Origin of the sequence: Mesorhizobium sp. B2-4-3 (assembly GCF_006442815.1) — a bacterium.
Taxonomy (GTDB): domain Bacteria; phylum Pseudomonadota; class Alphaproteobacteria; order Rhizobiales; family Rhizobiaceae; genus Mesorhizobium.
The window spans coordinates 143,679-158,915 of record NZ_VFVL01000007.1; the positions used below are offsets into that span (position 1 = coordinate 143,679).

The following is a 15,237-nucleotide window of genomic DNA, read 5'->3' on the forward strand; positions in this document are numbered from 1 at the left end:
GCTTGTTGTCAGGGGTGGTGAAGCACGCTTAAACCGCCATCCGCGACGAGGCAGGCGGCGTTGATGAAGGGACATTCGTCGGAGACGAGAAAGACCGCCGCCATGGCGATCTCTTCCGGCGTGGCGATCCGCCCGCCCGGATGCAGCGCCAGCGTCTTGGCGCGCGCGGCCTCCGGATCGTCGAAACTGTTCCAGTAGTCGGTGACCTTCTGCGTGGCGACGTAGCCCGGCGCCAGCGCATTCACACGCACATTGTTGCCGGCATATTCGATGGCCAGCGACCTGGTCAGGCCAAGCAGCGCGTGCTTGGCGACGGGATAGGGGAAGGTGTGCGGGATGATGGTGAAGGCGTGCGTCGAGGCGATGTTGAGGATCACGCCGCCGCCTTGCCCGATCATGCCGGGCAGCGCCGCTTTGGCGCAGTGCCAGGCGCCCTTCACGTTGACGTCGAGATTGCGCGTCCAATCATCCTCGGTGGCGTCGAGCGGCGTCGAAAAGACGTTCATGCCGGCATTGTTGATGACGGCGTTGATCGGGCCGATGGCCTTCGCCGCTGCTGCTATCGCGGCGTCGATTGCCTTGGCGTCGGCGATGTCAGCCGCCGCATGCGCGACCGCACCCAGATGGGCGGCGCTGTCAGCTAGCAGGTTCGCGTCGCGGTCGACCAGGAACAGTTCGGCCTTCTCGCGCAGGCACGCCTCGGCGATCGCGTAGCCGATACCCTGCGCCGCGCCTGTCAGGAAGATGCGTTTACCGGAAAGACGTCCCATCAGCGCCTCCCCAGGGCGGAGGAACGCAGATTGTCGAGCAGGACCGCCAGCAGCAGGATAACGCCCCTGACGATGTATTGGTAGAAGGCCGGGATGTTCAGCAGGTTCATCGCGTTCTCGGCGATGCCCATGATCAGCACGCCGACGATGACGCCCGACATCGTCGCGCGGCCACCGGCAAGCGACACGCCGCCGAGCACGCAAGCCGAGATCACCGACAATTCGAGCCCGACCGCGGCGTTGGGCTGGCCCGAGGTGATGCGCGAGGCAAGCAGGATGCCGGCGATGCCGCAGACCACGCCCTGCAGCGTGAAGATCCAGATGCGCGTCCGGTCGACATTGACGCCGGCAAGGCGCGAGGCCTCCGGATTGCCGCCAATGGCCAGCGTGTTCTTGCCGAAGACGGTGCTGTTGAGCACGAAGCCGAAAATAGCGAAGAGCACCGCGAGCACCCAGATCGGCGTCGGGATGCCGAGCAGCTTCGACAGAGCGAGCTGGTAGAAATCCGGGCTGTTGATGCCGACGGCGCGGCCGTCCGACGAAATCAGCGCCATGCCGCGCACGATCTGCATGGTGGCCAAGGTGGTGATCAGGGCGTTGATGCGGAATTTGGCGATGACGACGCCGTTGACCCAGCCGACGACGGCGCCGCAGGCAATCGCCGCGACAAGGCCGAGCAGGATCGAGCCGGTAGTGTTCGACGCCATCACCGCGACCATGCCGGCAAAGGCGACGATGGAGCCGACCGACAGGTCGAAGTCGCGCGCGGCGAGACAGAACATCATGGTGCAAGCGACGATGCCCACAGTGACCACGGACTGCAGCAGGCCGAGCATGTTGCGGTCGGTGAGGAAGTTCGGCACGAGCAGCGACACCAGCGCGAAGGCGACGATGAAGATGACGACGAGGCCCTGTTCGCCGAGCAGTATCTTCTTCAACCGGTCGGTCATGGCGGGGTGTCCTCAGGATGCGATCGCGTCGGGGGTTTTCTTGTCTGGAAGGGCCGCGGCCAGGATCGCTCTTTCGGCGAACTGGTCGCGCGCGAACTCGGCGCTGATGCGTCCGCCGCACATCACCAGGATGCGGTCGCAGATGCCCATCACTTCCGGCAGCTCGGAGGAGACGACGACGATCGCCATGCCGTCCTCGGCGAGCTGGTAGAGCAGCTCGTAGATCTCCGACTTGGCGCCGACATCGATGCCGCGCGTCGGCTCGTCGACGATCAAAACGCGGATGCCCTGCTCGGACAGCCAGCGGCCAAGGATGACCTTCTGCTGGTTGCCGCCGGACAGGTTGATGATGTCCTGCCTGCGCGAGGGCGTGCGCACCTTGAGCTTCTTGATAAAGGTTTCCGCGGTCGCGATCTCGCTGACGCGGCTGAGCACGCCGAAGCGCGTGTGATGGCGCCTGGACGAGATGTTGATGTTCTCTTCGATCGAGCGGCCCTGGATGATGCCGTCATGCTTGCGATCTTCCGAGCAGAGCACGACGCCGGCCCGGATCGCGTCATGCGGGCTGGCGGCGGCAACCGCCTTGCCGTCGACCGCGATCGTGCCGCCCGAGCGCGGGTCGGCGCCGAAGACCAGCCGCATCAGCTCCGAGCGGCCGGCGCCGATCAAGCCGAAGAAGCCGACGATCTCGCCGGCGCGCGCCTCGAAGCTTGCCGGCGCGCGCAGCCTGGCGCCGCTCAGGCCGTCGACCTTCAGCCGGACATCCCCGGCTTTTCGTGGGCGAAAACCCCAGATGTCGGAAATCTCGCGGCCGACCATTTCGGCCACGACCTTGTCGCGCGTGACATCCTTCAGCGAGGTATGATGCGCGGCAAGCTTGCCGTCGCGCAGCACCGTCAGGCTGTCGCAGAGCCGGAACACTTCGTCGAGGCGGTGCGAGACATAGATGATGACCTTGCCTTCGCCGCGCAGCCGGTCGATCAGCTTAAATAGGACCTCGCTTTCGCGCGAGGACAGCGACGAGGTCGGCTCGTCGAGCGCAATCACGCGAGCATCGAGCATGACAGCCTTGGCGATCTCGACCATCTGGCGCTCGCCGATCGAGAGCGTCTTGATCTTGCGGCGCATGTCGATGTCGATGCCGGCCGATTTCAGCTTGTCGCCGACATCGTCGAGCATGCGGCGGCGGGCGATGACGCCGGCGCTGGCCGGAAAACGGCCCAGGCTGAGATTCTCCGCGACGGTCAGCTCGGGAACGAGCTGCAATTCCTGATGGATGACGATGACGCCATTGTCGAAAGCGTCCCTGGTGGAGGCATAGGCCTGGACCTTGCCGTCGATGCTTATCTCCCCGGCATCGGCATGCTGGTCGCCGGACAGGATCTTGATGAGCGTTGATTTGCCGGCGCCGTTCTCGCCCATCAGCCCATGCACGGCGCCCTTTTCGACGCCGAACGACACGCCGGACAGAGCCCTGACGCCCGGATAGGTCTTGCTGATGTTGGAGAATTCGAGAAAGGACACGGCCTAGATCCCTCTGCGCTGCCCTTGCCGGGTCGAACCAAACAGGCGGCGACGCGGGCCGCCGCCTGTTTGTACAGGGAAGGCTATTCGATGCCGAGGTCCTTGCGCACCTTCTGGTAGTCGTCGCGCTTGGCCAGCGCACCGGCGGTCAGCGTCAGCTTCGCCGGTTCCTTGTTGTTGGCGATCCAGTCATACATGTTGAGCGCGGTCTCGTAGCCGTGGCGCTTCGGCGAGATGATCACCGTGCCGACGAAGCCGGTGGCGGCGGGCTTCTTGAACTCGTTGATCGCCGATTCCGCGCCGCCGATGCCGACGCCGATCATGCCGTCGGCCGGAATGCCGACACTTTCGGAAGCGCGTACGGCGCCCAGCACCGCCTCGTCATTGAGGCCGAAGGCAATCCACTTCTTGATGTCGGCATGGGCGTTGAGCACAACGGTGGCGGCATTGAGCGCGGCTTCCGTGTCGGTCTTGGCCTGCGGGGCGTCGAAGATGTTCTCGGCCTTGAATCCGGCGGCCTTCAGCACCGAGATCGCACCCTCGACGCGGTCGACCGCGGTCGGCAGCTGGTCATAAGAAACGCGGATCGCGCCGACCTCGTCCATCTTCCAGCCGCGCGCCTTCATCTCGTCGATAATGGCCTGACCAACGGCCTCGCCGATCTTGGTGGCGGAGATGCCCATATGCGGCACGTCTTCCAGCGGCTTGCCGTCGGCGCCGACAAGGCGGTCGTCGACGGTCATCAGCTTGAGATTGTTGGCGGCCGCCTTGGCGACGATGCCGGGGCCGAGCTTCACATCCGGCGTGCAGACGACGAACCCTTGCGCGCCCTGGGCACCCAGATTGTCGATCGCCGACATCAGCTTCTCGCCGTCCTCGGCGCCGATCTTGACGAGCGTGAAGCCCTTTTCCTTGGCGGCCTGGTCGGCGAATTTCCATTCGTCCTGGAACCAGGGCTCCTCCGGCTGTTTGACGATGAAGCCGATCTTGGTGTCCTGAGCGTAGGCCGACGCGATCGTGGTGACCGACAAGACGGCGAGAGCACCCGCGACGAGCGCGGTTTTCAAAAGTCGCATGATTACCTCCCAGCAAACGGCCGGGCGCTCAGCCCGGATTGGTTGTGTGTAGTCAATTTTATCATACCCGTCAATTGATCTGGTATGATAAATGAGATAGGTAGTCCGATAAGTAGTCGCTGGCGCAAATCACTCGTATCCGCTAAGGCCGGACCAATTGCGCGCAAACCGAAGGGTTCGCTGCCTTGGAGGAGGGGCTGAGGTGACCGAAACACCGAAGAAAGCTGACGAGGACAAGGAAGAGCGCGAGACAACGCGCCGTCCGCGCGTCATGCCCGATGTGACCAAGGCGATCGCCTCCGACATTTTTTCCGGCCGTTATCCGGCCGGATCGTCGCTGCCGACCGAGAACGATCTCGGCATCGAATACGGCGTCAGCCGCACCGTCATCCGCGAAGCGCTGAAAGTGCTGGCAGCCAAGGGCCTGGTGCTGTCCCGGCCGCGCGTCGGCACCGTCGTCTGCGATCAGGACAACTGGAACATCATCGATCCGCAGGTGCTGGCCTGGCATGCGCCGCATGCGCTGGACGACAAGCTGTTCGACGCGATCCTGGAAACCCGCCGCGCCATCGAGCCGCTGGTCGCGGAACTCGCGGCAACACGCGCGACGCTGCAGGAGATCGCCGACCTCGAGGCGGCCTGGCAAGGCATGGCCGGCGCCGGCGAGGACCTGACGCAGTTCTCGCGCTCCGACATCGTCTTCCACCAGATCGTCTACGGCGCGAGCCACAACCCGATCTTCCGCCAGATCGGCAAGCTGATCGATACGGCGCTGCTGTTTTCGCTGGAAGCCACGGCGACGATCTCGCCGGTCCGGCGCAGGGAAGCGGCGGCGGCGCATGGCGACGTCGTCGAGGCGCTGCGCATGCGCGACGCCGTCGCCGCGCGAAACGCGGCCGACAAGATACTCGATCTCGCCGCACGCGACCTCGTCAGCGCCAAGAAACTGAAAAACAACTGAGACCGGCAGACCGCATGAAGATCACCGCTCTGACCACCTATGTCGTTCCGCCGCGCTGGCTCTTCCTCAAGATCGAGACCGATGCCGGCATCAGCGGCTGGGGCGAGCCCGTCGTCGAAGGCAAGGCGCTGACGGTCGAAGCGGCGGTCAAGGAACTGGCCGACTACCTCATCGGCAAGGACCCGCGTTTGATCGAGGATCACTGGACGGTGATGTATCGCGGCGGCTTCTATCGCGGCGGGCCGATCCTGATGAGCGCCATCGCCGGCATCGACCAGGCGCTGTGGGACATCAAGGGCAAGGCGCTCGGCGTGCCGGTGCATGAACTGCTCGGCGGCAAGCTGCGCGAGACAATCAAGGTCTATTCGTGGATCGGCGGCGACCGGCCGGCGGAAGTGGCGGCCAGCGCCAGGGATGTCGTGGCACGCGGCTTCCAGGCGCTCAAGATGAACGGCACCGAGGAACTGCAGATCGTCGACAGCCATGACAGGATCGATGCCGTGGTCGAGCGGGTTGCCACGGTGCGCGCGGCGGTCGGCCCCAATATCGGCATCGCCGTCGATTTCCATGGCCGCGTGCACCGGCCGATGGCGCGCATCCTGGTCAAGGAGCTGGAGCCATACCGGCTGATGTTCATCGAGGAGCCGGTGCTGAGCGAAAACCGCGAGGCGCTGAAGGAGATCGCCGCGCTCGGCTCGACGCCGATCGCGCTCGGCGAACGGCTCTACAGCCGCTGGGATTTCAAATCGGTGTTCGAGGAGGCGGTCGTCGACATCATCCAGCCGGACCTGTCGCATGCCGGAGGCATCACCGAATGCCGCAAGATCGCGGCAATGGCTGAGGCCTATGACGTGGCGGTGGCGCCGCACTGTCCGCTCGGACCGATCGCGCTTGCCGCGTGCCTGCAGCTCGACGCCGTGAGCTACAATTGCTTCATCCAGGAGCAGAGCCTGGGCATCCACTACAATGCCGGCAACGACCTTCTCGACTACGCCGCCAACAAGGACGTCTTTCGCTATGAGGATGGCTATGTCGCCATCCCGGACGGACCCGGCCTGGGCGTCGAGATTGACGAGGATTATGTGAAGGAGCGCGCCAAGGAAGGTCACCGCTGGCGCAACCCGGTCTGGCGTCACAAGGACGGTTCGTTCGCCGAGTGGTAAGCCGGCAAATGATTTCGCGCGCAATTACCTACAACGTCGCCGGCAAAGGCCCAATGGCGGCGAAGCCGGCTTCGGTCAGCGCGTAGACGCCGCGCTCTGCCCTGGCGAACCAGCCATAGTAATTGTGCAAAAGGATGCTCGCCGCGCGCGGCGAGAGGGTTTTGAGATCGCGCGGCCGCTTCGGACCGTCGGCCATGGCGGCGGCGCAGGCGAGCGCCTCCTGGCGATAAGCGGTCATGATCGGTTTCCTGCGCGTGCTGCCGCCGATGGACGGATCGCCCTTGCGGCGATGGTGCTCCTCGACCAGCCGTGAGCGCCGGCGCGGGTCGCGGCGCGGCGGCAAGGCGGCCGGGCTGAGCAGCAGCTCCACCTCGCCCTTCTTGCCGACGCCCAACAGACCGAAGCCGAGACGGCGGCACAGCGCGCGGAAGCGGCGGTCGTGCTCGCGGCCCTTGCCGCGCGCCGACATCAAAGCAGCCAGCCAGACCTCGTCGCAGGCCGCCGCGCGGTCGACGGCTTGCAAGACGAGCTCGAGGTTGAATTGCAGCTTCAATTCGCAAATGACGACAACCGGCGGCTCGCCGGCGCGGACGCCGACCACGTCGCAGCCGCCGATCTCGCCCTTGACGGCGAAATCCATGCTCTCGAGGAACCGCTTCACCGGCTCGTAGAGGGACGTTTCCTGCATGCGACAGGCATAGCCGATTCGCGGCTGTCCGGTCGCGGGCGTATGACAGCTTGCAGCGCCGATTCTTCAGGCGCGATGCAGGTAATTCTCGATCGACCGAGCTTTCATCTCGATAGAGAAGCCGGGTGCGCCTGGCGGCATATAGGCGGCGTCGCGGATCACACAGGGTTCCAGAAAGTGCTCGTGCAGATGGTCGACATATTCGATCACCCGTCCGTCCTTGCTGCCTGACACGGCGACATAGTCGATCATCGACAGATGCTGGACATATTCGCATAAGCCCACGCCACCGGCATGCGGCCAGACCGGCAGGCCGAATTTGGCCGCGATCAGAAGCACCGCCAGAACCTCGTTCAACCCGCCCATGCGGCAGGAATCGATCTGCACGACGTCGATCGCACCGCCGGCGATGAACTGCTTGAACATGATGCGGTTCTGGCACATCTCGCCGGTCGCGACCTTGATCGGCGCCACCGCCTTGCGGATTTTCGCGTGGCCGGCGACGTCGTCCGGACTGGTCGGCTCCTCGATGAAGAAGGGCTTGGCGAAGGCAAGGTCCTTGAGCCAGTCGATCGCCTGGTCGACCTCCCAGACCTGGTTGGCGTCGATCATCAGATAGCGGTCAGGGCCGATGACCTCGCGGGCGATCCTGAGACGGCGGATGTCGTCGGCGCGGTCGCGGCCGACCTTGAGCTTGATGTGATTGAACCCATCGTCGACCGCTTCCTGGCAAAGACGCCTGAGCTTGTCGTCGGGATAGCCGAGCCAGCCGGCCGAGGTGGTGTAGCAGGCATAGCCCTCGCGCTCGAGCGCGGCAATGCGCCCCGCCTTGCCGGCCTCGGCCTTCTTCAAAATCTCCAGCGCTTCGGCCGGGGTGATCGCGTCGGTGAGGTAGCGGAAGTCGACGATGCGCACGATCTCTTCCGGGCTCATCTCGGCGACCAGGCGCCAGACCGGCTTGCCGGCTTCCTTGGCCCACATGTCCCAGACCGCATTGACCACCGCGCCGACGGCGAGATGCATGGCGCCCTTGTCCGGCCCGATCCAGCGCAACTGGCTGTCGCCGGTCACGTGATGCCAGAAACGGCCGGGGTCCTGCTTGACCCAGTCGAGGTCGAGCCCGACGACGCGGTGGCGCAGCGCCTCAATCGCCGCGCAGCAGATCTCATTGCCGCGGCCGATGGTGAAGGTGAGACCATGGCCTTTCAGCGACGGGACATCGGTGTCGAGAATGACGTAGGCGGCCGAATAGTCCGGGTCGGGGTTCATCGCATCGGAGCCGTCGAGGCTCTGCGAGGTCGGAAAGCGCAGGTCGAAGGTTCTGAGGTCCGTGATTTTCGTCATTGCTGCCTCGTGACTGATTTGCCGCCCACCCTGCCTGCCGGAACGGCCTCAGATCGACCAGCCGCCGTCGATGTTATAGGCCTGCCCGGTCGTATATGTCGCGCCGGCGAGATAGACGGCGAGGTCGGCGATCTCTTCCGGCGTGCCGATCCTGCCCATCGGCTGGCGGGCGATGAAGGCGGCGCGGGCCGCCTCATAGTCGCCTTGCGCCTGCATGCGACCCTGGAGCGAAGGGCTCTCGACGGTGCCCGGGCAGATGGCGTTGCAGCGGATTCCTCTCGCGACATAATCGGCGGCGATCGACTTGGTCAGACCGATGACCGCCGCCTTGGTCACGCCGTAGGCGAAGCGGTTCGGCACACCCTTGGGCGCGCCCGCCACCGACGCCATGTTGATGATCGAGCCATCGCCGCGCTCCAGCATGCCGGGCAGCACGGCGCGGATGGTGCGGATCATGGCCCGCACGTTGAGATTGAGGGCGAAGTCGAGATCCTCGTCCTTCATCTCGAGGATCGAGCCGGCATGGACGAAGCCGGCGCAGTTGAACAGCACGTCGACGCGGCCGATCTCGGCGAAAACGGCCTTCACCGCCTCGTCGTTCAGCACATCGAGTTTTCGCGCCGCAATGCCGGGCGTCTTGCTAAGCTCGGCCAGGGCCGCCTCGTTGATGTCGGTGGCGTGGACGATGGCGCCGGCCTTGGCGAAAGCCTGAGCGCTTGCCCGTCCTATGCCTTGCGCGGCCGCCGTGACGACCACGACCTTGCCTGTGATATCAGCCATGTTCTTTTGTCTCCGTCTTTCAGCCCGGCCGTCGCTCGACGATGTAGATGTGATCCGCCGCCAGCACGACCTCGTCGCGCTGGTTCAAGACCTCGACACGCTCGATGACGCGTCCCGCGTTTGGCCGTTTCGGGTCGTCCTCCTTGGCGGCGATGGTGGTGCGCGTGCGGATGGTGTCGCCGATGAAAACCGGCTTGATGAAGCGCAGCCGGTCGTAGCCGTAGGAGAAGGCGACGGGGTTGATGACGCTCGCCGTCAGGCCGACGCCGACCGAGAAGACCAGCGTGCCATGCGCGATGCGCTGGCCGAAGGGCGTCGTCTTCATGAACTCGGCGTCCATGTGATGCGGGAAGAAATCGCCGGTGTGACCGGCATGGACAACGAAATCGGTCTCGGTGATGGTTCGGCCGCTGGTGAGGCGCGAGGAGCCGATCTCGTAGTCCTCGAAATAGATGGTCTGTTCCATGTCCGGCCTTACGGCTTTTCGGCAAGCGGCGTCGCCGGCGCGGCACTCGATTTATAGGCGGCCTCGACCAGCGCCATGGTGTGCCAGGCGTCCTCGACGGAGCTGACAAGCTCGGCGTCCTCGCCGGAAGCAAAACGCTGGACATTGGCCATGCGGCCGACAAAGGCATCGGGGAACCATTCGCCGGCGAGCGGCACGCTGACCCAGTCCGACCCGCCCTTGGGATGGATTTCCAGAATATCGGGCTCGCCGCGCGGGTAGTCGAGATTGAGGCCGAGCTTGACGTAAGCCGCGCCTTCCGTGCCGCAGATGCGGAATTCGCAGGCCTGGTAGCGGCGGCCGAATTTGTGGTCGTGATTGATCGACAGCCCGCAACGCACGGTGTCGCCATAGTCGAGTATGGCGCTGGTGCGGGTCTGCGCGACCTTGTGGTTGGGATGGCCAAGCGTCTTGGCATGCACGCCCAGCGGATTGCCGAGAAGCTGGCGGATCAGGTCGAGATAATGGATCGAATGCATGGCGATCTCGACGCGCGGCGCCTTCAGCAGGAATTCCCACAGCTGCCAGGGCGTATCGAGCGCCAGAAGCGCGTCGAAATCAACGACCTCGCCCAGCCAGCCCTTGGCGATGGCGTCCTTCAGCGCCAGCATCATTGGCGCGAAACGGAGCTGGAAATTGACCGCGGCCTTCAGGTGCTTGGCGCGGCAGATTTCGAGGATCTCGGTCGCCTCGCCGAGATAGTTGCCCATCGGCTTCTGGATCAGCGCCACCGCGCCGTCCGGCAGGGCCTTGAGCACCTCGGCGTGCCGGCCCGGCGGCGTCGCGAGGTCGAAGATCGCGTCCTTCACGGCGGCCGCTTCCTCGACCGAACGGAACGCCGTGACGCCCCATGTCTCGGCGAGCTTCCGCGCCTTGGCCTGGTCCGGATCGTAGAGGCCGGAAATCGGGAAGCCGCCCTTGCGGTAGGCGGGAAAATGCGCGTCGCCGACGATCGAGCCGGCACCGAAGGTGACGATCGGACGCGGCTTCGAGGGTTTCGGCCAGGACTGCGCCAGCGATGCCGGATCGAAGGCATCAGTCATGATGGAAGACCTCGTCCATCGACGCCCACCACTCGCCTTCCTTGCGGGTCGGCAGCGGCTCCTGGCAAGGCATGCAGACCGACCACCATTCCTGCGTCTTCGGGTCGGCAGCCATCTTGGCCATATCGGCGGCGTAGTCGATGCCGTGATATTCGAAATAGGAGAAAAGCAAGTTCTCCGGCCGCTTCAGGTAGATCGAATAGTTCTTGATGTTGCAGGCCGAGATCATGGCGAGAACGTCAGGCCAGACAGCAGCGTGCAGGCGGACATATTCCTCGACCTTCTCGGGTTTTAAGCCCAGCACCATTCCCATGCGCTGCATCATCCGCCTCCTATTTCATGATCGCCGTGGTGAATTCGGCGATGCTTCTTGCCTTCACGGCGTCCCAGTCCCAGTCGATACCGATGCCGGGCTCATTGGGCGCCAGCGCATGGCCATCCTCGATGCGCATCTTGGCGCCCGTTAACTCATCGAGCTGCGGAATATACTCGACATATTTGCCGTTCTGGATGGCGCAGACCAGACTGACATGCAACTCCATCAGGAAATGCGGGCAGACCGGCATATCGAAGGCCTCCGCCGCATGGGCCACTTTCAGCCAGGGCGTGATGCCGCCAATGCGACCGACATCGACCTGGATGATGTTGCAGCCGCCTTTCTGCATATACTCGCGAAAGTGCCTGATGGAATAGAGCGACTCGCCGACAGCGATCGGCGTCGGCGTCGAATTCGACAGCCGCACATGGCCGTCGATGTCGTCGGCCGGCAGCGGCTCCTCGATCCAGGCGAGGTCGAGCTCGCGCAGCCGTTCGGCGCGGCGGATCGCCTCGTCGACGGAAAAGCCCTGATTGCAGTCGGTCATGATCTCGTAGCCGTCGCCGACCGCCTTGCGCACCGCCGAGAGCCGCGCGACGTCCTCGGAGCCGTGCGGCTTGCCGATCTTGACCTTCGAGCCGGTGAAGCCTTGTGCCTTCGCAGCCAGCGCATCGTCCACCAATGCCTGCGTCTCGATATGGAGCCAGCCGCCTTCGGTGGTGTAGAGCGGGCAGCGGTCCTTGGCGCCGCCGGCAAGCTTCCAGAGCGGCAGGTTCTGTTTTCTCGCCCGCAGATCCCAAAGCGCCGTGTCGATCGCAGCCAGCGCGATCGCGGTGATGGCGCCAATGGTGGTGGCGTGGGTGGCGAATTCGAGATCGTGCCAGATCGCTTCGATCTGGTCGGCGTCGCGGCCGATCAGGCGCGGTGCGAGATGGTCGGCGAGAAGCCGCATCACCGAGGAGCCACCGGTGCCGATCGTATAACTGTAGCCGGTGCCAGACGCGCCATCGGAATCGGTGATGGTGACGATCGGCGTCTCCTGGCTGACGAAACTCTGGATCGCGTCCGTGCGCCTCACCTTCGGCACGAGGTCGACCATGCGCAGTTCGATTTTCTCGATTTTCGCCATGTCAGTTCCTCAGCGACTTGCCGGTTTCGGCGGAGAACAGATGCGCGCGGCTCAGATCGAAGCTCATGCCGATCCGGTCGCCGGCTTTCAGCGGCTTGGGATTGAGCATGCGCGACACCCAGTCGGCGCCGTTGAACTCGGCGAAGACCAGCGTTTCGTTGCCGAGCGGTTCGGTGATGCTGACCGGCAGCTCGACGCGGTGGACTTCGGTTTCGCCGCCGGAGCTCAGGCCGTGGCCGGTCGGATAGAAATCGTCGGGACGGATACCGAACACGACCTTGTCGCCGGCCGCCGTGTTCGACTTGAACTGGCCGGGCAGAGGTAGGCTGTCGCCGCCGCTGAAAACAAGCTTGCCGTCGCTCACCGTCGCCTCGTGCAGGTTCATCGGCGGCGAGCCGATGAAGCCGGCGACGAAGTGGGTCGCGGGCCGGCTGAACACCTCGTCCGGTGTGCCGACCTGCTCGATATAGCCGGAGCGCATGATGACGATGCGGTCGGCGAGCGTCATCGCCTCGACCTGGTCGTGGGTGACGTAGATGACCGTCGACTTGACCTTGGCGTGCAGCTTCTTGATCTCGGTGCGCATCTGCGTGCGCAGCTTGGCATCGAGGTTGGAGAGCGGCTCGTCGAACAGGAAGACATCGGGATCTCGCACGATGGCACGGCCCATGGCGACGCGCTGGCGCTGGCCGCCGGAGAGCTGCGAGGGACGGCGCTCGAGCAGTTCGTCGAGGCCGAGAATGGCGGAGGCTTCGGCAACGCGCCGGTCCATGTCGTCCTTGGCCGCACCCGCGATCTTCAAGGAGAAGCCGAGATTCTCGCGCACCGTCATATGCGGGTAGAGCGCATAGGACTGGAACACCATGGAGATGTTGCGCGAGCGCGGCGGCAGGTCGTTGACCACGCGGCCGCCGATGTCGATCGTGCCGCCGCTGATGTCCTCGAGGCCGGCGATCATGCGCAAGGTCGTCGACTTGCCACAGCCGGATGGACCAACCAGCGCGATGAATTCGCGGTCGGCGATGTCGAGATCGATGCCGTGCACGATCTCCATGTTGCCGTAGCGCTTGGTGAGCTTTTTCAACGAAACCGTCGCCATGAAGTCAACCTTTCACCGCGCCGGAGGTGAGGCCGCCGACGAGGTGTTTCTGGACGATGTAGGTAAGGGTCAGCGCCGGGATGATCATCACCACGGCCAGCGCGCACATGCCGCGCCAGTCGATGGTGAACTCGGCCGTGTAGTCGAGCAGCCCGACGGGCAGCGTCTTGGAATTGACGGAACGGGTGAGCTGTGAGGCCAGAGCGAACTCGTTCCAGCAGGTGAGAAAGGCAAAGATGCCGGCCGACGCGATGCCGGGCCGGGCCAGCGGGAATTCGACCTGCCAGAAGGCCTGCCAGCGTGTGCAGCCGTCGATCTGCGCGGCCTCGGCGAGGTCCTTCGGCACCTGGCGGAAGAAGCCGTCGATCAGCCAGATGGTGAAAGGGATGTTCAACGCCACATAGGCGAGGATCATGCCGAAATGCGTGTCGATGATGCCGAGCCGCGCATAGACGAAGAACAGCGGCAGCGACATGGCTATGCCGGGCACGGTGCGCGTCAGCATCAGGCCGAGGAACATGCCGGACTTGCCGCGGAAGCGGTAGCGCGCGAAGGCATAGCCGCCGGCCATGCCGATGGCCACCGCGATCACCGTCGAGGTGACCGAGATGATCAGCGAGTTGCGGAAATAGTCGAGCACCGGGATGCCGCCCTTGCCGATGCCGCTAAACATCGCGACATAGGCGTCGAAGGAGAGCTGCTGCGGGATCCAGACCGGCGGCTTGGCCATGATCTCGACCGTTGGCCTCAGCGACGACAGCACGATCCAGATGCCCGGCATGCAGATCAGGAGCATGGCGAGGAACAGGCCGACGCGGTGCGCGACGGTCAGCGCGCGGCGCATCAGGCGGGCGGAGGCGTTCTCGTCCATCGTCACCACTCCGCGCCGATCTGCGCGCGCGCCGCGGCGAGCTTGTTGTAGAAATAGACGGTGAAGGCGATCGACAGCAGGATCGAGAAATAGGCCATGGCGTTGGCGAGGCCCATGCGCGCATCACTGTAGGCGGTGCGCCCGATCAGCGTCCACAGCAGCTCGGTGCGGCCGGCCGGGCCGCCGTCGGTCATGATCTTGACGATGTCATAGGCGCGCGCCACGTCGAGCGAGCGGATCGTCATGGCGATGTAGGCAAAGGGCATGACGAACGGCCAGGTCACATAGCGGAAGGTTTGCCAGGGCGTGCAGCCATCAACGCGCGCCGCCTCGATCGGCTCCTTGGGCATGGCGAGTAGCCCAGCAAGGATCAGGATGGCGAAGATCGAGGTCGACGACCATATCTCGGCGATCGAGATGGCGATGAAGGCGAGATGGCTTTCGATCAGCCACGGTATGGCGTCCTGCGTGATGCCCAACGACTGCAGCGCGTTGTTCACCAGGCCGATATTGTCGTTGAACATGAATTTGAACTGGAAGCCGACCAGGATCGGCGAGAACATCATCGGAAACATCATCAGCGTACGCAGGATGCGCTGGCCGCGCGTCGCCTTCTCGACCAGCATCGCCAGGCCGAGGCCAAGCAGCATTTCGAGGTTGAGCGCGACGGTGAGCAGAAGCACCGTCCTGCCGAAGGCGTACCAGAAGTCCAGATTGCTCAGGATCGAGACGTAGTTCCTGAAGCCGATCAGCACGAAGAAGGTCTCGGGCCGGGTCAGGCGAAACGGCGTGAAGCTGGAATAGAGCGACAAAAGCAGCGGCACGAGCACCACCGCCGCCAACACGACGAAGGCCGGCAGCAGAAGCAGTATCGGCGCGGATGGCTTGAAGCCCTTCATCGGTACCCTGCGAGCGAAGTGAGATGATCCAGCCCCGGCCAGGCCGAGGTTGGGATTTGCACCGGCCCACGCGGCCGCCTCCCCGGTTGACAGGGGAGGCGGTTGCGAAGGCGCGGAAG

General features: G+C 64.5%; 16 protein-coding genes. 2 read left to right on the plus strand and 14 right to left on the minus strand.

Translation table 11 applies throughout. The annotated features are described in order from the left end of the window. Positions 1-8: 8 nt before the first annotated feature. The 4 genes from FJ956_RS10110 to FJ956_RS10125 form a co-directional block, all read right to left on the minus strand. Entirely contained in the window at positions 9-773 is a 765-nt protein-coding gene (locus tag FJ956_RS10110) for an SDR family oxidoreductase (protein WP_140680830.1), read from the minus strand. Next, positions 770-1,720, minus strand: coding sequence for an L-arabinose ABC transporter permease AraH (gene araH / locus FJ956_RS10115; protein ID WP_140680725.1), 951 nt, complete (start codon positions 1,718-1,720; stop codon positions 770-772). The genes FJ956_RS10110 and araH overlap by 4 nt, the downstream gene beginning before the upstream one ends. Positions 1,721-1,732: 12 nt before the next feature. After that, positions 1,733-3,244: an L-arabinose ABC transporter ATP-binding protein AraG gene (araG, locus tag FJ956_RS10120; protein WP_140680723.1), complete on the minus strand. Its 1,512-nt coding sequence runs from the start codon at positions 3,242-3,244 to the stop codon at positions 1,733-1,735. An 83-nt stretch (positions 3,245-3,327) separates the two neighbouring features. After that, positions 3,328-4,320, minus strand: coding sequence for an arabinose ABC transporter substrate-binding protein (locus FJ956_RS10125; protein WP_140680721.1), 993 nt, complete (start codon positions 4,318-4,320; stop codon positions 3,328-3,330). A gap of 271 nt (positions 4,321-4,591) precedes the next feature. On the opposite strand from FJ956_RS10125, the gene FJ956_RS10130 reads away from it, so the two are divergent. Together FJ956_RS10130 and dgoD are read left to right on the plus strand one after the other, a co-directional pair. Next, positions 4,592-5,281 carry a FadR/GntR family transcriptional regulator gene (locus tag FJ956_RS10130; RefSeq protein ID WP_140680828.1) on the plus strand — a complete coding sequence of 230 codons (690 nt, stop codon included), beginning with the start codon at positions 4,592-4,594 and terminating at the stop codon, positions 5,279-5,281. A 14-nt stretch (positions 5,282-5,295) separates the two neighbouring features. Beyond that, complete coding sequence (gene dgoD / locus FJ956_RS10135; RefSeq protein ID WP_140680719.1) at positions 5,296-6,444, plus strand: galactonate dehydratase; 1,149 nt, start codon at positions 5,296-5,298, stop codon at positions 6,442-6,444. A gap of 28 nt (positions 6,445-6,472) precedes the next feature. Here the strand turns inward: dgoD and FJ956_RS10140 are convergent, their stop codons facing one another. From FJ956_RS10140 to FJ956_RS10185, 10 genes are all read right to left on the minus strand, one after another. After that, positions 6,473-7,132 carry a DUF2161 family putative PD-(D/E)XK-type phosphodiesterase gene (locus FJ956_RS10140; protein WP_140680717.1) on the minus strand — a complete coding sequence of 220 codons (660 nt, stop codon included), beginning with the start codon at positions 7,130-7,132 and terminating at the stop codon, positions 6,473-6,475. 66 nt (positions 7,133-7,198) lie between these two features. After that, the gene (locus tag FJ956_RS10145; RefSeq protein ID WP_140680715.1) at positions 7,199-8,476 is read right to left on the minus strand and encodes an L-fuconate dehydratase; all 1,278 of its coding nucleotides are present in this window, start codon (positions 8,474-8,476) and stop codon (positions 7,199-7,201) included. 48 nt (positions 8,477-8,524) lie between these two features. Continuing rightward, the gene (locus FJ956_RS10150) at positions 8,525-9,256 is read right to left on the minus strand and encodes an SDR family oxidoreductase (protein WP_140680713.1); all 732 of its coding nucleotides are present in this window, start codon (positions 9,254-9,256) and stop codon (positions 8,525-8,527) included. A 19-nt stretch (positions 9,257-9,275) separates the two neighbouring features. Next, positions 9,276-9,722 (minus strand): MaoC/PaaZ C-terminal domain-containing protein, encoded by a 447-nt coding sequence (locus FJ956_RS10155; RefSeq protein WP_140680711.1) that lies wholly within the window; start codon positions 9,720-9,722, stop codon positions 9,276-9,278. An 8-nt stretch (positions 9,723-9,730) separates the two neighbouring features. Continuing rightward, the gene (locus tag FJ956_RS10160) at positions 9,731-10,804 is read right to left on the minus strand and encodes a Gfo/Idh/MocA family oxidoreductase (protein WP_140680709.1); all 1,074 of its coding nucleotides are present in this window, start codon (positions 10,802-10,804) and stop codon (positions 9,731-9,733) included. Continuing rightward, complete coding sequence (locus tag FJ956_RS10165; RefSeq protein ID WP_140680826.1) at positions 10,797-11,126, minus strand: L-rhamnose mutarotase; 330 nt, start codon at positions 11,124-11,126, stop codon at positions 10,797-10,799. Before FJ956_RS10165 ends, FJ956_RS10160 begins: the two co-directional genes overlap by 8 nt. A 10-nt stretch (positions 11,127-11,136) precedes the next feature. Then, on the minus strand, positions 11,137-12,249 hold the full coding sequence (locus FJ956_RS10170) for a mandelate racemase/muconate lactonizing enzyme family protein (protein WP_140781961.1): 1,113 nt from the start codon (positions 12,247-12,249) through the stop codon (positions 11,137-11,139). A gap of 1 nt (position 12,250) precedes the next feature. Beyond that, complete coding sequence (gene ugpC / locus FJ956_RS10175; protein ID WP_140684761.1) at positions 12,251-13,348, minus strand: sn-glycerol-3-phosphate ABC transporter ATP-binding protein UgpC; 1,098 nt, start codon at positions 13,346-13,348, stop codon at positions 12,251-12,253. Positions 13,349-13,352: 4 nt separating this feature from the next. Further along, complete coding sequence (locus tag FJ956_RS10180; protein WP_140684760.1) at positions 13,353-14,219, minus strand: carbohydrate ABC transporter permease; 867 nt, start codon at positions 14,217-14,219, stop codon at positions 13,353-13,355. A 2-nt stretch (positions 14,220-14,221) separates the two neighbouring features. After that, positions 14,222-15,118, minus strand: a complete 897-nt coding sequence (locus tag FJ956_RS10185) for a sugar ABC transporter permease (RefSeq protein WP_140684759.1) — start codon at positions 15,116-15,118, stop codon at positions 14,222-14,224. Positions 15,119-15,237: the final 119 nt, after the last annotated feature.